This window comes from Bacillus sp. EE-W1, assembly GCF_009760835.1.
GTDB lineage: Bacteria > Bacillota > Bacilli > Bacillales > Bacillaceae_G > Bacillus_A > Bacillus_A wiedmannii.
In genome coordinates, this window is sequence record NZ_WIPE01000056.1 from 82589 (window position 1) to 101062 (window position 18474).

The following is an 18474-nucleotide window of genomic DNA, read 5'->3' on the forward strand; positions in this document are numbered from 1 at the left end:
GAATGACCTTCGTCTAATGGCATCAGGTCCGCGTGTTGGTTTAGCAGAAATTATGTTACCAGCTCGTCAACCAGGTTCTTCTATTATGCCAGGGAAAGTAAACCCTGTTATGCCAGAAGTAATTAATCAAATTGCGTTCCAAGTAATTGGTAACGACCATACAATTTGCCTTGCTTCAGAAGCAGGACAATTAGAATTAAACGTTATGGAACCAGTACTTGTTTTCAACTTACTTCAATCTATTAGCATTATGAATAACGGTTTCCGTGCCTTTACAGATAATTGCTTAAAAGGAATTGAAGCGAATGAAGATCGCTTAAAAGAGTATGTTGAGAAGAGTGTAGGAATTATTACAGCCGTGAACCCTCATATCGGTTATGAAGCAGCAGCTCGCGTTGCGAAAGAAGCAATTGCAACAGGTCAATCCGTTCGAGAACTTTGTGTGAAAAACGGTGTACTGTCACAAGAAGACTTAGAGTTAATTCTAGATCCATTCGAAATGACACACCCAGGGATTGCAGGAGCAACTCTTTTAAAGAAAAATTAAAAGAAGAGGGGGGACAATCCCCTCTTTTTTGTTTACAATATAGAAATGCTATATATGAATAGAGGTAGGGATGTTATGAGTAAGTTTACAGTAGCTTCTAATGGTTCATTAGAAACGACATTAAGAGGAGTAGAAGTATTATCAACACCACTTTTAAATAAAGGGGTCGCTTTCACGCAAGAAGAGAGAGAAGAATTAGGTTTAAAAGGGTTATTACCGCCAGCGGTTTTAACATTAGAAGAACAAGCACGCCGAGCGTATGAACAATTTTGTTCTCAGCCGGACGATTTATTAAAGAATGTATACTTAACAGCGTTACATGATCGAAACGAAGTGTTATTTTATCGTATATTAACAAATCATTTACGTGAAATGTTACCAATCGTATATACACCAACTGTTGGTGTAGCGATTCAAAGATATAGTCATGAATATCGTAAACCGCGTGGTGTGTATTTATCAATTAACGATCCGTCGGGTATTGAAGAAGCATTTGCGAATATCGGTGCAACAGCTGAAAACATTGATTTAGTCGTTGTAACAGATGGAGAAGGCATACTTGGAATTGGTGACTGGGGTGTTGGTGGTATAAACATCGCAATCGGGAAATTAGCTGTTTATACGGCCGCAGTTGGTATCGATCCTAGCCGTGTATTACCGGTAATTTTAGATGTGGGTACAAATCGTGAGGAACTATTAAACAATCCATTTTATATTGGAAATCGTCACCCTCGTATAACTGGTGAAGCTTACGATGAATTTATTGATACATTTGTACAAGCAGTGAATAAACAATTCCCGAAAGCACTTTTACATTGGGAAGACTTTAGCTCTCGAAATGCACGAAAAATTTTAGATAAATATCGTCATGATATTTGTACATTTAATGATGATATTCAAGGTACAGGTGCAGTTTCACTTGCTGCTGTGTTATCGGCAGTGAAAGTTTCGGGTGTACCTTTAAGTGAACACCGCGTTGTTGTGTTTGGTGCTGGTACGGCTGGAATCGGTATCGCAGATCAAGTTAGAGATGCAATGGTCCGCGTTGGCGTATCAGAAGAAGAATCATATAAGCGTTTCTGGTGTATTGATCGTAACGGGTTAGTTACAGATAATATGGAAGATCTTCTTGATTTCCAAATTCCATATGCAAGAAAAGAAGCGGAAGTAAGTGAGTGGAAACAAAATGATGTGATCGGACTTGCTGAAGTTGTGAAGCATGTAAAACCGACAATTTTAATCGGTACATCAACTGTTGCAGGAGCATTCAAAGAAGAGATTATTAAAGAAATGGCTTCTCACGTAGAAAGACCAATTATTTTACCGATGTCGAATCCGACGCCACTTGCTGAAGCAAAACCAGCTGATTTAATCGAGTGGACAGAAGGAAGAGCATTAGTTGCAACAGGAAGTCCATTTGAACCAGTTACATACAACGGTGTAACGTATGTGATTGGACAATCAAATAACGCACTTATTTTCCCAGGTCTTGGTCTTGGAACAATTGTTGTACGTGCAAGCGTCATGACGGATGGAATGTTCGCAGCAGCTGCTGAAGCAGTTGCAAGCATGGTAGACACAAGTCAGCCAGGAGCACCTATTTTGCCAGAGGTTGAAGAGTTACGTAATATCTCGGAAATGGTTGCAATTGAAGTAGCGAAAGTTGCCGTTGCAGAAGGTGTTGCTAGAGAGAACTTAAGTGATAACGATATTAAGATTGTAGTGAAAGAAGCAATCTGGGAACCAGAGTATCGCCAAATAAAAGCGGTAGAAAAGGTTAGAATATAGAAATAAAGCCCGTTTATAAAAATAAGCGGGCTTTCACTTTTATTACCGAAAAAAGTATAGGAAGTGGCACCTTTGAATTGGAATCAATTATGGAAGAAAGATATATCCCTTTTAATTATATTAATGGTTGTTGTTCCGATTGCTGGAGAGCTTAATTTTCATCCTTTTAACGATACGTTTCGCGTTAGCTTTGGGACACCGCTTTTCTTCTTTTTATTATTATTTTTAAGAAGAATACCAGCAGCGGCTGCAGGTATTCTTGTCGGTATATGTGTCGTTTTATTCCGTGTATGCCTTGATTGGATCATGCAAGGTTCATTTCATATGACAGAATCATTTTATTTGCGCTATCCTGTGTTCTTTTATTATTTTATTTATGGAAGTCTTTTTTCACTTTGTAGGGTGAATAAGTTTCATCAGAAACCAATCGTTATTGGGTGCCTTGGAATTACAATTGAAATTATCGCAAGTATGTCAGAACTTGCGATTTATCATATGGTAGTACTCGGTACAACAATAACAGTTTCTGAAGTGAATAAATTAATTATTATTGCTATTTTTCGTAGTTTCTTTGCACTTGGCTTTTTAAATATGATGATTTTATATGAAACGAAATTAAAAGAGTCACAAGTCCGAAAAGAAAATGAAAAAATGTTCATGCACCTTTCAAATTTATATGTAGAATCTGTTCACTTGAAAAAAACGTTACAAAATGCAGAATTGATTACACAAGAAGCATATCAACTATATCGAAATTTACAGACAGACGATGATTCCAGTAGTAAAACAGCATTGAAAATAGCAGGAGAAGTGCACGAAATAAAAAAGGATAATCAAAGGATTTTTGCAGGATTATCTAAACTGTTATTAGATAAAAATGTGACTGAGTATGTAGAAGGACATGAGCTTACAGAAATGATCGTAAGAATAAATGAGAAATATGCTGAAATGCTAGGGAAAGATATACGTTTTTCAAAACATATAGAAGGTGAACACGCTGCATATCACGTGTATACAGTGCTATCAATCTTTAATAACTTAGTTGCCAATGCAGTGGAAGCAATTGAAGATAGAGGTCTCATTCGTATTAAGTTATATAAACGAGAGCAACATGTAATCTTTGAAGTAATTGACGATGGCCCTGGTATTGCACAAAAGTATAAGAAATTAGTATTTAAGCCAGGGTTTACTTCCAAGTATGATCAAACAGGAACCCCGTCAACAGGTATTGGACTTTCTTACATACACGAAATGGTAACAGAGCTCGGCGGAGAAGTAAGGTTAGAAGACAATGAAACTGAAAAAGGGTGTAAGTTTATCGTTTGTTTACCGGAGTGCAGTTTAAAGCGGGAAGGGGAATAGGTTTGTTTTATTATATTGTAGATGATGATGAAGTTTTCCGTTCAATGCTTTCGCAAATTATTGAGGATGGCGATCTTGGGGAAGTAATTGGAGAATCGGAAGATGGAGCGTTTATTGAAGCAGAACAGCTAAATTATAAAAAAGTAGATATTTTATTTATTGATTTACTAATGCCGATGAGAGACGGCATTGAAACAGTTCGTCATATAGCGTCTTCATTTACTGGGAAAATTATTATGATTTCCCAAGTTGAATCGAAACAGCTCATTGGTGAGGCGTATACACTTGGTGTGGAATATTATATTACAAAACCACTAAATAAAATAGAAGTAGTATCTGTTGTACGAAAAGTGATGGAGCGTATTCGTTTGGAACGTTCTATACATGACATTCAAAAATCATTAAATAATGTGTTTCAGTGGGAAAAGCCGCCAATGCGTAGTGAAACAGTACAAGAAGGAAAAAAGATATCAGATTCAGGACGCTTCTTACTAGCAGAGCTTGGTATTGCGGGAGAGAACGGAAGTAAAGATTTACTTAGTATGCTGGAATATTTATACGGACAAGAAAAGGCGCAAACATTTGAATTTGGCTTTCCTGCGTTAAAAGATATTTTTCACTATATTACGATAAAAAAATTAGGGGATGAAGCTTTACATACGGATATTGATAAAGAGAAAAAAGCATCTGAACAAAGAGTGCGCAGAGCAATTTATCAATCATTGAATCATTTAGCCTCCCTCGGACTAACAGACTTTTCAAATCCAAAATTTGAAAGCTATGCTCCGAAGTTTTTTGATTTCACTGTAGTTAGAAAACGGATGACAGAAATGACAAAGGATGAAGTAGCAACTTCTGGCCATATACGAATTAATACGAAAAAATTTATTCAAGTGTTATATTTTGAGGCGAAACGGTTGATGGAGATAGAGTGAAGAAGGTGCTTATAAATAAGCATCTTTTTTTGTTCAATCAATATTTTATATTTTCTCGTAGAGCATGTAAAATGTTAAGTAAGAGAAAATGGTTTTACATTAAGGAAGTGTCAAAACAATGAGTTTTACATTAAATAAATCGATTATAAAAGAAGTATGCGGAGAGACCTCATATAAAAGAGGCGAAGCTTATTATAAAGCAAATAAAGTAATCGTGAATCATTATGATGAAACGAAAGAAATTTGTGAGGCGACGGTAAAAGGGAATGAGGATTTTCATGTTACAGTAGAAAAAGCTAAAAAAGGTGATGTAGTTGCGAGATGTAGTTGTCCTTCATTAGCGTCTTTTCAAACGTATTGTCAACATGTTGCAGCCGTACTAATACAAATAAATTATAACCAGCAAACGGGCGGCATGTCCGAAAATATGAGCGGAAATGATCAATTAACGAGCGGGATGTTTCAGTTGTTTGCAGATAAACCACTTAGGCCAAAAAGTAAACAACACCGTTTTGATACACGTGAAATATTAGATGTGGCTTTTATATGTTCACCAGTGGATACGAAAAGTGGTGGGGCCCTTCTTGGAATTCAGTTAAAACTTGCGCAAACATATTTTATAAAGCATATTAGAGAATTTCTTTCTAAAGTGGAGAAAAGAGAGACTTTTCATTGTTCTAATGAATTTACATACACACCAGATGTACATAGCTTCAGGCAAGAAACAGATGCGGTTATTCAGAAGCTTATTAAAATGTATCATAATGAAAAAATGTATGAAGATGCGTTAGAAGTACATGCGAAACAAGATGAAAGTATGATATTCATACCGCCAGCTTCGTGGAAAGATATGCTCTCTTCACTTTCTAAAATTGAGTATGTACAGCTGAAACAAAATGAACAACAGTTTCAGGGCTTACAAATTTCAAACGGTTTATTGCCATTACATTTTGAGTTTACGAAAGGAAATAATGGTGGATTCACACTTCATATAGACGGCCTAAATCGTGTTCAAGTGATGGAAATGTATAACAACGCTCTTTACGATGGGAAATTATATCATTTACCTATGGAAGATTGTATGCGACTTATTGAATTGCAAAAGATGATGAGTCGCTCAAATAGCAATCAGTTTTATATTCCTGAAAGTAAGATGGAACATTTTGTAGCGAAAGTTGTGCCAGGATTAATGAAACTGGGAACCGTACGCATTGATGAAGTAATATCAGATCGTGTTGAAACGCCGTCGCTAAAAGCAAAACTGTATTTAGATCGAGTGAAAAATCGTTTGTTAGCAGGTCTTGAATTTCATTATGGAAACGTCATGATCAATCCGTTAGAAGAAGACGGACAGCCGTCTGTTTTTAATCGTGATGAGAAAAAGGAAAAAGAGATTTTAGACATTATGAGTGAAAGTGCCTTCGCGAAAACAGAAGGTGGTTACTTTATGCATAATGAAGAGGCTGAGTATAACTTTTTATATCACGTCGTTCCGTCGTTAAAAGGCTTAGTTGATATTTATGCGACGACAGCAATTAAATTACGTATTCATAAAGGGGATACAGCACCACTTATTAGAGTGAGAAGAAAAGAAAGAATTGATTGGTTATCATTTCGTTTTGATATAAAAGGAATACCGGAAGCAGAAATTAAAGGTGTATTAGTGGCTCTGGAAGAGAAACGCAAATATTACCGATTAGCGAATGGTTCTTTATTATCACTAGAGAGCAAAGAATTTAATGAAATTAATCAGTTTGTAAAAGAATCGGGTATTCGGAAAGAGTTTTTACACGGAGAAGAAGTGAACGTTCCGCTTATCCGGAGTGTAAAATGGATGAACGGATTTCACGAAGGTAATGTTTTAAGTTTAGATGAGTCTGTTCAAGATTTAGTAGAAAGCATTCAAAATCCGAAAAAATTAAAGTTTACAGTGCCGCAAACTTTAAATGCTGTAATGAGAGAGTATCAAGTATACGGATTTGAGTGGATGAAAACACTCGCCTATTACCGTTTTGGTGGTATTTTAGCAGATGATATGGGACTTGGAAAAACGCTGCAAAGTATTGCTTACATAGATTCTGTGTTGCCTGAAATTCGAGAAAAGAAACTACCTATATTAGTCGTTTCACCGTCCTCTCTCGTTTACAATTGGTTTAGTGAATTGAAAAAATTCGCCCCGCATATTAGAGCGGTTATTGCAGATGGAAATCAAACAGAGCGGCGAAAAATATTAAAAGACATAGTGGAATTTGATGTCGTAATTACGTCATATCCATTACTGAGAAGAGATATAAGATCGTATGCGAGGCCGTTTCATACACTGTTTCTTGATGAAGCACAGGCGTTTAAAAATCCTACAACCCAAACTGCAAAAGCAGTGAAAACAATTCAAGCTGAATTTCGTTTCGGGCTAACGGGAACGCCAGTAGAAAATTCATTAGAAGAGCTATGGTCTATCTTCCATGTTGTATTTCCAGAATTATTACCAGGAAGAAAAGAATTCGGTGATTTAAGGCGCGAAGATATAGCGAAGCGCGTAAAACCTTTCGTATTAAGACGATTAAAAGAAGACGTATTACAGGAGCTTCCAGATAAAATAGAGCACTTACAGTCATCGGAGTTATTACCAGATCAAAAGAGACTTTATGCTGCTTATTTAGCGAAATTAAGGGAAGAAACGTTAAAACATTTAGATAAAGATACGTTACGTAAAAATAAAATTAGAATTTTAGCTGGCTTAACAAGACTGCGCCAAATCTGTAATCATCCGGCTTTATTCGTTGATGATTATAAGGGTAGTTCAGCTAAATTTGAACAACTATTAGAGATACTAGAGGAATGCAGAAGTACTGGTAAGAGAATTTTAATCTTTTCTCAATTTACGAAGATGCTGTCTATTATTGGTCGTGAGTTAAATCGTCAAGCGATTCCATACTTTTATTTAGACGGGAGTACACCATCACAAGAACGTGTAGAGCTATGTAATCGGTTTAACGAGGGGGAAGGGGATCTATTTCTCATTTCTTTAAAAGCTGGTGGTACGGGTCTTAACTTAACGGGTGCCGATACGGTTATATTATACGATTTATGGTGGAATCCAGCTGTTGAACAACAAGCAGCTGATAGAGCATATCGAATGGGACAAAAAAATACAGTACAAGTTATAAAATTAGTAGCCCACGGAACAATTGAGGAAAAAATGCATGAACTGCAAGAGAGTAAGAAAAATTTAATCGCTGAAGTGATTGAGCCAGGAGAAGAGAAATTATCATCAATCACGGAGGAAGAAATACGAGATATTTTAATGATTTAATATAAAAAGCTATGCTTTCACATGTATGAGAGCATAGCTTTTTTAGTGTAATAATTATAATTTGTTTTGAACAAAGTAAAGAGATAATACAGAATTTATTTTTTAGTCCCTTTACTTTTATATGGCTTGGCAGCTGCCTTTTTCTTTGCACTTGATTGCCAACGATTCCATCCTTTACTTCCTGTACCTTGCCCTACACCTTTTTTCGGTTTTGCTTTCGTTTTACTCATATGATCACTCCGTTATATAAAAATCTTATTTGATAATAGTCAATGATTTAGAACATACTCTTTATAAATGACTATGATTGCTTTAAGTAAAAATAAACTGCTTGAATGTTATAGTATAACACGAATTTGCAAGTAAACTGAAAGGAATTACAAAGAAAATGAAAATAATACGAAATACTGCGGATTCTATATTTCGAACGATTACATTACTTGTTGTGTATATGTTAGTTTCGGTTAGTGAAACGTTTTTTGGATTGACAAGACAAAAGAAGTGAAGACGTTATATTGAAAACAATCAATAAAGCCGTAAAATAAAGAATTGAAAAATATTTTTAAAATTTTGTTGACTTTCTTTATTTTTTGTATAGAATAATCATTAATAAAATGTTTCAGAGATGTGACAACAAAACGACTATGAAAGGACGAGTAGTAGTAGGAAGTAGTTTAAGCGAGTCAGGGGTGGTGTGAGCCTGATACGAAGCCTATTATGAAGAACCTCCTGGAGTTGCTAACCGAAATCCTTTACAGGAAAGTAGACTTAGCCGGGAACTTCGCCGTTACAAGAAGAACAGTATCGAGATATTTCATCTCCGTATTGTATAAGTGAGCAACCTCTGTTGCTAATTTGGGTGGTACCGCGGAACCAAAGTCTTTCGTCCCAGTTTTTTGGGAAAGAAGGGCTTTTTTTGTTGGCTTCTTTTCACAACATCCAAACATTTTAGGAGGAAACCACCATGTATCAATCATTAATGACAGTAAGAGAGACTCAAATCGCAATTAAGGAAGTTAAAACATTTTTCGAGGATCAATTAGCAAAACGCCTTGAACTATTCCGCGTATCTGCACCATTATTCGTAACGAAAAAATCAGGATTAAACGATCATTTAAACGGTGTAGAACGTCCAATTGAATTTGATATGTTACATTCAGGAGAAGAATTAGAAATTGTTCACTCACTAGCGAAGTGGAAAAGATTCGCATTACATGAATACGGATATGAAGCTGGTGAAGGTTTATATACAAACATGAACGCGATACGTCGTGATGAAGAACTTGATGCAACACATTCCATTTACGTTGACCAATGGGATTGGGAAAAAATCGTTCAAAAAGAATGGCGTACTGTAGATTACTTGCAAGAAACAGTACAAACAATTTATGGAATATTCAAAGATTTAGAAGACCACTTATTTGAAAAGTATCCGTTCCTTGGAAAGTATTTACCAGAAGAAATTGTTTTCATCACTTCCCAAGAACTAGAAGATAAATATCCAGAATTAACACCGAAAGATCGTGAACATGCAATTGCGAAAGAACACGGTGCAGTCTTCATTATCGGAATTGGTGATGCACTTCGTTCAGGTGAAAAGCATGATGGACGCGCAGCTGATTATGATGATTGGAAATTAAACGGTGACATTTTATTCTGGCACCCAGTATTACAATCTTCATTCGAATTATCATCAATGGGAATTCGTGTTGATAGTAAATCACTTGATGAGCAGTTAACGAAAACAGGTGAAGACTTCAAACGTGAGTACGATTTCCATAAAGGTATTTTAGAAGACGTACTACCGTTAACAATTGGCGGTGGTATTGGACAATCAAGAATGTGCATGTACTTCTTACGTAAAGCACATATTGGTGAAGTTCAATCTTCTGTATGGCCTGACGATTTACGTGAAGCTTGCAAGAAAGAAAACATTCATCTGTTTTAATAGAAGGGAGAGAGAATAACTCAAAGAGTTATTCTCTCTTTTTCATTGTGTAAACGAATGGTTTACAGTGAGTTTTACTAATGGTTTCTTTCTTTTTTGGATCCTTTTATGTAATAATTTGTTAAAGGAGGGGACGTTATGAGCTTAGGACAACAACTTAAAAGATTACGAGAGTCAAAAGGGTTTTCACAGGAAGATGTTGCTAAGAAAATTGGTGTAACGCGGCAAGCGGTATATAAGTGGGAAAATGATAAAAGTTGCCCTGATATTGAAAATTTGATCTTATTGAGTGAAATGTATAATGTTACGCTCGATGAGCTAATAAAAGGGAACCAAAATTTAAAAGAGAAAATACATATTGATGAAGATTTTGAGAAAGAGAATGAATTTGGTTTCTACATTGGATGTGGTTTGCTAATTGTGAGTGCTTTCCTTGATTATGAAGGAATGCAAGAGATTTTATTAGGAATTGCACTATTCATGATGGTTTTTTACTCTGACGTGAAGAAAGTTATTTTGAATGAGTTCAGATCATTTTTTAAAAGAAAAGATATATATGATAAGAAGTGAGAAGAGTCCGTTATATTTCCTAGGAAAGAGTATAACAAGTAATTGAATTGTTTTATAATGATTTCGGGATGTTGATAGTATGTTAAAAAGCTCAAACAAGTATAACCCCGTTCTAAAGCTAGGACGGGGTTCAAAATCTAAGTTTTATTAAGCGTAAAGTTCTTTCAAGTATTTTTACTTCGGCAAAGACTTCATATAAAACATTACTTATTTGTTACCGAGTTCTTCCGCCAAACCGATTAAAATACCTTCGGTTCCACGAATGTAGCAGAGTCGATATGAGTCCTCGTACTGAACTACTTCGCCAACGAGCTGAGCACCATGCTTTGTAAGTCTCGATACCATTTCGTCAATGTCTTCAACGGTGAACATGACGCGCAAATAACCGAGGGCATTTACAGGAGCTGTCCGGTGATCTGCTATAGTAGGTGGGGTGAGAAATCGCGAAAGTTCAATTCGGCTATGGCCATCTGGCGTAACCATCATAGCAATCTCTACGCGCTGAGAACCGAGTCCTGTTACGCGACCAGCCCATTCACCTTCGACAGTAGCTCGCCCTTCGAGTTTTAGTCCAATCTCCTCGAAGAAAGAGATTGCGTTATCAAGGGATTCTACAACGATGCTGACATTGTCCATTCTTAGTAATCTGTTGTTTGCCATAGTCTTTATCTCCTTATATGTATAATTTTATTAGTTAATTCTCCTCATAATTATACTAAAATCTCTTCTAAACAAAAAACACCTTGTCACAGTGTAGGAAAATGTGACAAGGTGTTTTCGGGTATAGTATAAAACATTTTGTTAACGAACAACACTTTTTAAACCCTCTACTATTGAAATATGCGCGAACTTTATTTCGAGAATGCTATCATTTTAAGAATTCAATAATGTAGTTTCTATTCGATAATATAACTTCGACTTGCCCGCAAAATATTCCGACCCTATTGCTATTAATATAGGAAGGAAATAGATTTATATAATTTATTTTAAGTTTTACTGGTGGAAATTAACTCATCTGCACTAAAGGCTCAATTTTCGCCATAAATGATTGATGAAGCGCCTCGACACCTATTACTAAATGAAGGCGGTCAATAACGACAGACACTTTAATTTCTGATGTACTTACCATTTTAATATGAATATCTTCTTCTTTTAAAGTAGTGAACATATTTGCAGCAACACCTGGATTAGAGACCATACCAGATCCTACAATGGATACTTTTGCTAAATGATTTTCATATTCTACAGATTCATAGTGAAGTGTTTCTTGATTTTGTTCCAATACCTCTAATGTTTCTTTTAAATCATTAGAATGGATTGAGAAGGAGAGGTGAACAGTTCCTTCATTTGTAATACTTTGAATGATGATATCTACATTAATATGTGCCGCTGCTAATGTAGAGAAAACTGTTGAAAGTGCACCTTGTTCTAATCCTTTCATTGTGACGCGTGTAATATTATCTTCAAATGCAATACCTTTAACGATTGATTGTTGTTCCATGTTACATTCTCCTTTTACAATTGTTCCGTTTTCTCGTTCCATACTTGAGCGAACTTCTAACATGACATTGTGATTTTTAGCAAACTCAACAGCACGCGGATGTAATACACCAGCACCGAGATTTGCAAGTTCCAACATTTCATCATAAGAAATTTCATCTAATTTATAAGCATTTTTTACAACTCGTGGGTCCGTCGAATAAACACCGGTCACATCCGTGTAAATATCACATTTTTTTGCTTTCAGTGCAGCAGCTAATGCAACAGCAGTTGTATCAGAACCACCGCGGCCAAGTGTTGTAATTTCATGCTTTTCACTAACTCCTTGGAAGCCAGCTACAATAACAATCGTGCCTTCAGTAAGATAAGACTGAATTCGATCAGTATTAATTTCAGTAATCCGTGCACTACTATGTACAGATTCTGTCGTAATACCAGCTTGCCATCCAGTTAATGAAGTCGCGTTATAGCCTTTTGCTTGTAGTGCCATCGTTAATAATGAAATAGTCACTTGCTCTCCTGTTGATAGAAGCATATCCATTTCGCGTTTACTCGGATTTTCTGAAATCGCGTTAGCAAGTGCTACGAGTTCATCTGTGCTTTTTCCCATTGCTGAAACGACAGAGACGATGCTATGTCCTCGTTCATATTCTTCAATAATTAAATTTGCTACATGTTGAATGCGCTCAACGCTTCCAACAGAAGTGCCACCAAATTTTTGTACAATCGTTTCCATTACGAATTCCTTCTTTCATCCATTTTTAAGAATAGATTAGGACATATATAGATCCCAATATTCCTGTAGTTACCAGAGAAAAAACAAAAAACACCATCTCAAATAAGTGAGGATGGTGCTGTTACAGGAAAAGGGAAACAGAAAACGGAGCTAATAAAAAAACCGCCAAAAAAGGAATACCATAAAAATGATATCTCTTTTTTGTAGATAGCTCTTCATACATACACGTCTGTACATATGACAGTTCTGTTTCTATTCGAAAACAGCCCCAATCGATAAATGCAGAGAAATGTATCGATTTCGGCAATACTTCCTTTCATCTAATTTCATAGACATCTCTGTGTCTCCATTAGAATACTCATAAGTATCGCAACCTCTATCTCACGTTTTAGGCGAGAGTGTTTGATTTATGAAGTTGTTGGTAACATTTGTTTTATAATAATTTAAATTTTTCGGGGAATCAAGTGTTTTATATATATTTTAAAAATTCTTTCTGTTTCTGAGAAAGTTTGTGAAAAATGTAGCAAAATAAATTCATTGCATGTACATTAAAATTATAGTGCATTGGAGGTGGAAGAATGAAGGGGAAAAAGCCTATTTATGTTTCGGCAGAAATGAACACAACAATGGAGAAATTATGGGAATACACGCAAGAACCACATATACATACAGAATGGGATGCTCGTTTTACTGAAATTTCGTATTTAGAGAAAAAAGAAGGAGAACCGCAGAAGTTTTTATATAAAACAAAGATTGGATTTGGACTTGAAATAGCTGGTGAAGGGGAATCGATAGCTGAAATAAGAAAAGAAACGGGTGAAAGAATTTCTTCTTTAAAATTTTGGACGGATAATAAATTATCACTTATTCAAATAGGGCGTGGTTATTGGAAGTATACACCGCGTGAAGAACACATTTATTTTGAGACACAATATGATTATGATACGAGGTTTGGTCGTATAGGAAATGTAATAGATTTCTATATGTTTCGGCCTTTATTAGGCTGGGCGACTGCTTGGAGTTTTGATGCGTTAAAATTATGGATAGAAAAGGGACTTCATCCTAAGTTACTAATTAGAAGAACAATGACATATTGGCTCGTATGTTTTTTATTTGCATTTGTATGGATGTATCAAGGAATAGTACCGAAACTAGTGTTTACTCATTCAGAAGAAGTAAAAATGCTATCTGTGATAATTGGTTCAACTGAACATAGTATTTTTGTACTTAAAATAATTGGATTGTTAGAAATTATTTTTGGTATCATATGGCTGTTGCCATTTCCAAAACGAAAAGTATTTATCGTACATATTTTTATGTTAATAGCCTTAACGATAGCGGCAGGGATTACGAATATTGCAAGTTTTACAGAGCCGTTTAATCCAATTACATTAAACGTTCTAATCATGGGATTATCAATTGTCGGTTATATAAATAGCACGAACTTGCCAAGCTCAAAAAATTGCAAGAGGAAGAGAAAGGGATAATGTATGGCTAATATGTATGAAAGACTATTAGGGGATTCTTATAAAAAACTACATCCAAAATTACAGAAACGCTATGAAATTACAGAAGAAAATAATTTTACTGGAGAAGGAAAGATGGATGAGATTTATGGTGGTTCTTTTTTCGTAAAATTCATATTAAAAATTGCATCAAAGTTCCGTATGTTTTTCTCTGAGCGGGGGAAGGAAGTGCCATTTACAATACATAATACCGCTGAGCGGGATGAACATGGACATGAACTTGTGCGGTGGAATCGTACTTTTTATTTTCACAATAAGAAAAGATATTTTAACGCCGTTATGCAGTTGGATGAAGAGAATAATGAAATTGTAGATTGTTTTGGTGAACCACACATACTTGTTTCTACATTGAATTTTCATATTGATGAGGTGGGGGCAATGCATATTTCCTCAAAGAAACAATGGTTTTACATGTTTGGCAGAAAAGTCCCGTTACCTAGATTCTTATACGGAGAGGCCAACATTGTAGAAAGTTATGATGAAACACGACAATGCTTTCGAATTCATGTACAAGTACGCAATCCGTTAATCGGTTCATTATTTTCATATAAGGGAACATTTGTGGAGAGGAAATAAATGATATGAAAAATATAATAGTTGGGCTTGCTTGTTATATTGTTTTTCTAATATGTGAGTGGACAAATGTAAACCCAGTTGAAGCAATTATTTTATTATCTATTTTGTTATTTATACCGATGTCATTTTGCATTCTTGATAAAAAGACAAGAAGTGGATCATATGTATCCTTTTATAAACTAGTATCGCTTTTATATCCAATCGCAGCAATTAGTGCAATGTTAGCTTTCGTAACAAATCACTATTTCTTTGCATTACTTTGGTTTGTATATACAGGAATCGTTGCGTTATTCGGTGTAAGTAGAGTGCTAGAAAGAGGATGGAAACCGTTAGAGGAGACAGCTATCGATAGTGCGTTTATGTATTTGTTTTTAGGTGGTTTCTGGTTTTTTGCTTCTGTAGCAAAGCTTTCCATTATGCACTTTAGTTCCGACATTGTTTTGCTTACAGCTGCACACTTTCATTATTCGGCATTTCTATTGCCGTTATCAGCGGGTTTAATTGGTAGGAAAAGAGAAAAGAGAAGTAAAGTATATGATGCTATTATGTTTATCATCGTCATTTCACCTATGACAGTTGCAATAGGAATTACGTACTCAAGGATATTTGAATTTTTTGCAGTGTTCCTATATTTATGTGCGATTTATGGTTATGGGATGTATGTTTGGCGTACGAAATTTAATGCTATTAGTGCAAAGGTTCTTCTGATCATATCGTCTAGTACACTCATGGTAACAATTATGTTTTCGCTTATATATTCATATGGGAATTTGAAACATGTAATGACGATTACAATTGCTCAAATGGTTTGGATTCACGGTGTTGTCAATGGAATTGGAGTAGCGTTACCCGCATTTGTCGGCTGGATGATTGAAAAGACTGCTCCGAATTATAAATATTACGGGAAACCAATGAGCAGGTTAAGAGGAAATACGACAGTTGGTGAAGCATTTTTACATAACAGAAGTTTAATAGATAGCAAGGAATACAAAGGTTTAGTTGATAATATGAACGATTTTCATAGTGAGGGATTTGACATGGCAAAGATTCCTTTAAGTATTACTCGTTTTTATGAAAATACAAAAGAGTATGAGTTACAATCGCATATTAAGTGGGCTCGTTGGTTTCGTCCGGTTGCATTTTGCTATGAGAAAATGAGTAAGCGTGTAGGACAAATACATTTAGGAATGGGCGGTAAGTGGGAAACGATGCATGGCTCTATCGTTGGGATAATAGATGAGAAAGATGGAAGGGAGAATGTAAGGGCTTGGCTAAGAAAAAATGAAGCAGGAGAATCTATTTTTGTAGCTCTTTACTCAAAGCACACATATAAGAGCGAGACATATATGAATATTGCATTACCTTTACCATATTCGAATATGACGGGGGTTTTAAAATTATGTAATAAGAGTAATGATTTAATCATTACTAGTAAGCTGAGAAGAAACGGTAAAGGAGATGAGGGGATTTATTTACATACTCGTTTCTTTACAATTCGTTTACCGTTAGCAGAGACTTTTATTATAAAAGAGAACACGAATCACATATTAAAAGCTAACCATAGAATGTGGATATTTGGAGTTAAGTTTTTAGAAATTGATTATGAGATTAAGAAAATAGAAGGAAAGTAAAAAAAGCTTGGAGAGATACCAAGCTTTTTTACGTATGCGTAATTGTCATAGCAACTTGTTTATCTAAGTCCCGATCCCAAACACGTTGAATTTCAAACGTACCTTTTTCAAAAAATAATGGGAATCTCTCTTTAAACCAATTTTGCATAGGAAGATTTAGAGCCTCATCAATTGGCACCCATAATAATTCGCCCTCAGGAGGGTTTATAAGAAGTTCACCATCAAACGAATCTGTCCAATAATTGAATACCATATATCGAACATTTTCTTTCGGATTTACATATTCGTCTAACCCCTTGAAAATTAAATTAGAAACGTGAAGTCCAGTTTCCTCTTTCGATTCTCGTATAGCAGCTTGAACGATACTTTCTGGGAAATCTACTTTTCCGCCAGGAGCGATGTAACCAGGGAAGCCTAGATGATCGGGGCGCTGTATTAGCAATATTTTGTTATTACGCTGAATCATACACATTGTATACATACGGTGCTCTATATCTTTCCAATTGTTGCTCATACGAATCTCTCCTCTTATAAAATCTTATAGTTTTTAACTATAGTTATATATGACAAAAAATACAATAATAATACAAAATTATACAAATTCCAATTGACTATTACTAATTTTCAGAACTATAATTAGTCTGTTACATAAATACATTGTACTTGAGAGGGGAATATATTCTATGAAAAATAGAATAATCGCAGCAGGATTAATCGCAGCTAGTATATTATCTTATTCATCTAGTAGTTTCGCACAAACAAAAAAATTTCCAGATGTCCCAGCTAAACATTGGGCAGAAGATTCTATTTACTATTTAGTAGAGAAAGGTGCAGTTACAGGTAACGATAAAGGAATGTTCGAGCCTGGAAAAGAAATTACTCGTGCCGAAGCAGCTACAATGATGGCTCGAATATTAAACTTAAGAATCGATACAAATGCTAAACCATCTTACGCTGATTCTCAAAAACATTGGGCTACTCCAATCATCGCAGCTGTAGAAAAAGCTGGCGTTGTTAAAGGTACAGGCAATGGATTCGAGCCAGACGGGAAAATCGACCGTGTTTCAATGGCATCTCTTCTTGTAGAAGCTTACAAATTAGAGTCTAAAGTAAACGGTACTCCAGAAACTAAATTCAAAGATTTAGAAACACTAAACTGGGGTAAAGAAAAAGCGAACATCCTAGTTGAATTAGGCATCTCTCTTGGTACTGGTGAGAAGTGGGAGCCTAAGAAAACTGTAACGAAAGCAGAAGCAGCACAGTTTATTGCAAAGGCTGATTCACTTAAAATAGGCAATCCTTTAGTAGAACAGATGATTATTATTGATCCAGGTCATGGAGGAACAGATCCTGGGAAAGCAACACAAGGATTACATGAGAGTGATATTGTATTAGATACATCTAAAAGATTACAAAGTTTAATAGAGAAACATACTCCATTCCGCGTGATGTTAACACGTGAAACAGATATTCGTCTTGGTGAAAAACAAGGAGAAGACCTTAAAAATCGTGTGGATTTCGCGAAAGAACATAATGGAGATATTTTTGTAAGTATCCATGCAAATGCTTCTCAAAAACATGATGGACATGGAACAGAAACTTTTTATTATAAAGGATCTGAAAAGAAAGAATTAACTGAGCGTGAAAAAGATAGTTATATGTTAGCTGATAAAATACAAAAGCGATTAGTTAAAGCTCTAGATACAAGAGATCGTGGTGTGAAACCAGAAGACTTTTATGTACTAAGAGAAAATGAGATGCCAGCAGTACTAACGGAGCTAGCATTTTTAGATAACAGCGCGGATTATGAGAAGTTAGCTTCAGAATCTGGAAGACAAATAGCTGCTGAGGCAATTTATGCGGGTATTTTAGATTATTATGAGTGGAAAGGTTTTGATGCTTCAAAATCTCGTTTAACGAAATAACAATGTTGATTGTTAAGTCCATCGTCTATATAGAGGTGGGCTTTTTATGTAAGTTTTTGTAATTTTATATCGAAATAGAAAGATATATCGTATTATGCTGATTATGAATAAAATAAT

At 35.4% G+C, this 18474-nt stretch carries 15 protein-coding genes, 1 riboswitch and 1 other annotated feature; of the genes, 11 read left to right on the forward strand and 4 right to left on the reverse strand.

Annotated features, from left to right (window positions below; genetic code table 11):
- From GFJ36_RS29430 to GFJ36_RS08190, 5 genes are all read left to right on the forward strand, one after another.
- Nucleotides 1-547, forward strand: a 547-nt coding sequence (locus tag GFJ36_RS29430; protein ID WP_242015946.1) for a lyase family protein, incomplete at its 5' end; no start/stop codon positions are given.
- A gap of 75 nt (nucleotides 548-622) precedes the next feature.
- Nucleotides 623-2335 (forward strand): oxaloacetate-decarboxylating malate dehydrogenase, encoded by a 1713-nt coding sequence (gene malS, locus GFJ36_RS08175; RefSeq protein WP_142310779.1) that lies wholly within the window; start codon nucleotides 623-625, stop codon nucleotides 2333-2335.
- 63 nt (nucleotides 2336-2398) lie between these two features.
- On the forward strand, nucleotides 2399-3697 hold the full coding sequence (locus tag GFJ36_RS08180) for a sensor histidine kinase (protein ID WP_079998372.1): 1299 nt from the start codon (nucleotides 2399-2401) through the stop codon (nucleotides 3695-3697).
- A 2-nt stretch (nucleotides 3698-3699) separates the two neighbouring features.
- The gene (locus GFJ36_RS08185) at nucleotides 3700-4632 is read left to right on the forward strand and encodes a response regulator (RefSeq protein WP_048543316.1); all 933 of its coding nucleotides are present in this window, start codon (nucleotides 3700-3702) and stop codon (nucleotides 4630-4632) included.
- A gap of 118 nt (nucleotides 4633-4750) precedes the next feature.
- Complete coding sequence (locus tag GFJ36_RS08190) at nucleotides 4751-7945, forward strand: DEAD/DEAH box helicase (protein ID WP_157349527.1); 3195 nt, start codon at nucleotides 4751-4753, stop codon at nucleotides 7943-7945.
- A 95-nt stretch (nucleotides 7946-8040) separates the two neighbouring features.
- Here the strand turns inward: GFJ36_RS08190 and GFJ36_RS08195 are convergent, their stop codons facing one another.
- On the reverse strand, nucleotides 8041-8175 hold the full coding sequence (locus GFJ36_RS08195) for a DUF3934 domain-containing protein (protein ID WP_000047588.1): 135 nt from the start codon (nucleotides 8173-8175) through the stop codon (nucleotides 8041-8043).
- 405 nt (nucleotides 8176-8580) lie between these two features.
- Nucleotides 8581-8839, forward strand: a binding site (T-box leader).
- A gap of 70 nt (nucleotides 8840-8909) precedes the next feature.
- Between GFJ36_RS08195 and asnA the strand changes: the two genes are divergently transcribed.
- Both asnA and GFJ36_RS08205 read left to right on the forward strand, forming a co-directional pair.
- Complete coding sequence (gene asnA / locus GFJ36_RS08200) at nucleotides 8910-9893, forward strand: aspartate--ammonia ligase (protein WP_000284898.1); 984 nt, start codon at nucleotides 8910-8912, stop codon at nucleotides 9891-9893.
- A 138-nt stretch (nucleotides 9894-10031) separates the two neighbouring features.
- Nucleotides 10032-10463 (forward strand): helix-turn-helix domain-containing protein, encoded by a 432-nt coding sequence (locus GFJ36_RS08205; protein WP_097889342.1) that lies wholly within the window; start codon nucleotides 10032-10034, stop codon nucleotides 10461-10463.
- A 207-nt stretch (nucleotides 10464-10670) separates the two neighbouring features.
- On the opposite strand, the gene GFJ36_RS08210 is transcribed toward GFJ36_RS08205, so the two are convergent.
- Nucleotides 10671-11123 (reverse strand): VOC family protein, encoded by a 453-nt coding sequence (locus tag GFJ36_RS08210; RefSeq protein ID WP_087983092.1) that lies wholly within the window; start codon nucleotides 11121-11123, stop codon nucleotides 10671-10673.
- Between the two features lie 346 nt (nucleotides 11124-11469).
- Nucleotides 11470-12699 (reverse strand): aspartate kinase, encoded by a 1230-nt coding sequence (locus GFJ36_RS08215; RefSeq protein ID WP_097889343.1) that lies wholly within the window; start codon nucleotides 12697-12699, stop codon nucleotides 11470-11472.
- A gap of 200 nt (nucleotides 12700-12899) precedes the next feature.
- Nucleotides 12900-13086, reverse strand: a riboswitch (Lysine riboswitch).
- Nucleotides 13087-13277: 191 nt separating this feature from the next.
- On the opposite strand from GFJ36_RS08215, the gene GFJ36_RS08220 reads away from it, so the two are divergent.
- From GFJ36_RS08220 to GFJ36_RS08230, 3 genes are read left to right on the forward strand one after another with little or no spacing between them, the layout of a single operon-like run.
- Nucleotides 13278-14186 (forward strand): DoxX-like family protein, encoded by a 909-nt coding sequence (locus GFJ36_RS08220; RefSeq protein WP_097889344.1) that lies wholly within the window; start codon nucleotides 13278-13280, stop codon nucleotides 14184-14186.
- A gap of 3 nt (nucleotides 14187-14189) precedes the next feature.
- Nucleotides 14190-14801: a DUF4166 domain-containing protein gene (locus GFJ36_RS08225; RefSeq protein WP_097889345.1), complete on the forward strand. Its 612-nt coding sequence runs from the start codon at nucleotides 14190-14192 to the stop codon at nucleotides 14799-14801.
- 5 nt (nucleotides 14802-14806) lie between these two features.
- Nucleotides 14807-16432: a YndJ family protein gene (locus tag GFJ36_RS08230; protein WP_097889346.1), complete on the forward strand. Its 1626-nt coding sequence runs from the start codon at nucleotides 14807-14809 to the stop codon at nucleotides 16430-16432.
- Nucleotides 16433-16460: 28 nt separating this feature from the next.
- Here GFJ36_RS08230 and GFJ36_RS08235 read toward each other — a convergent pair whose 3' ends face one another.
- The gene (locus GFJ36_RS08235) at nucleotides 16461-16946 is read right to left on the reverse strand and encodes an 8-oxo-dGTP diphosphatase (protein WP_097889347.1); all 486 of its coding nucleotides are present in this window, start codon (nucleotides 16944-16946) and stop codon (nucleotides 16461-16463) included.
- A gap of 169 nt (nucleotides 16947-17115) precedes the next feature.
- Here GFJ36_RS08235 and GFJ36_RS08240 point away from each other — a divergent pair, with 169 nt between their 5' ends.
- Nucleotides 17116-18357, forward strand: a complete 1242-nt coding sequence (locus tag GFJ36_RS08240) for an N-acetylmuramoyl-L-alanine amidase (RefSeq protein ID WP_097889348.1) — start codon at nucleotides 17116-17118, stop codon at nucleotides 18355-18357.
- The last annotated feature ends 117 nt before the right edge of the window (nucleotides 18358-18474 follow it).

Coding starts and splice junctions, on each gene's coding strand:
- malS (WP_142310779.1), top strand. CDS start 623: ATGAGTAAGTTTACAGTAGCTTCTAATGGTTCATTAGAAACGACATTA.
- GFJ36_RS08190 (WP_157349527.1), top strand. CDS start 4,751: ATGAGTTTTACATTAAATAAATCGATTATAAAAGAAGTATGCGGAGAG.
- GFJ36_RS08195 (WP_000047588.1), bottom strand. CDS start 8,175: ATGAGTAAAACGAAAGCAAAACCGAAAAAAGGTGTAGGGCAAGGTACA.
- asnA (WP_000284898.1), top strand. CDS start 8,910: ATGTATCAATCATTAATGACAGTAAGAGAGACTCAAATCGCAATTAAG.
- GFJ36_RS08205 (WP_097889342.1), top strand. CDS start 10,032: ATGAGCTTAGGACAACAACTTAAAAGATTACGAGAGTCAAAAGGGTTT.
- GFJ36_RS08210 (WP_087983092.1), bottom strand. CDS start 11,123: ATGGCAAACAACAGATTACTAAGAATGGACAATGTCAGCATCGTTGTA.
- GFJ36_RS08215 (WP_097889343.1), bottom strand. CDS start 12,699: ATGGAAACGATTGTACAAAAATTTGGTGGCACTTCTGTTGGAAGCGTT.
- GFJ36_RS08220 (WP_097889344.1), top strand. CDS start 13,278: ATGAAGGGGAAAAAGCCTATTTATGTTTCGGCAGAAATGAACACAACA.
- GFJ36_RS08225 (WP_097889345.1), top strand. CDS start 14,190: ATGGCTAATATGTATGAAAGACTATTAGGGGATTCTTATAAAAAACTA.
- GFJ36_RS08230 (WP_097889346.1), top strand. CDS start 14,807: ATGAAAAATATAATAGTTGGGCTTGCTTGTTATATTGTTTTTCTAATA.
- GFJ36_RS08235 (WP_097889347.1), bottom strand. CDS start 16,946: ATGAGCAACAATTGGAAAGATATAGAGCACCGTATGTATACAATGTGT.
- GFJ36_RS08240 (WP_097889348.1), top strand. CDS start 17,116: ATGAAAAATAGAATAATCGCAGCAGGATTAATCGCAGCTAGTATATTA.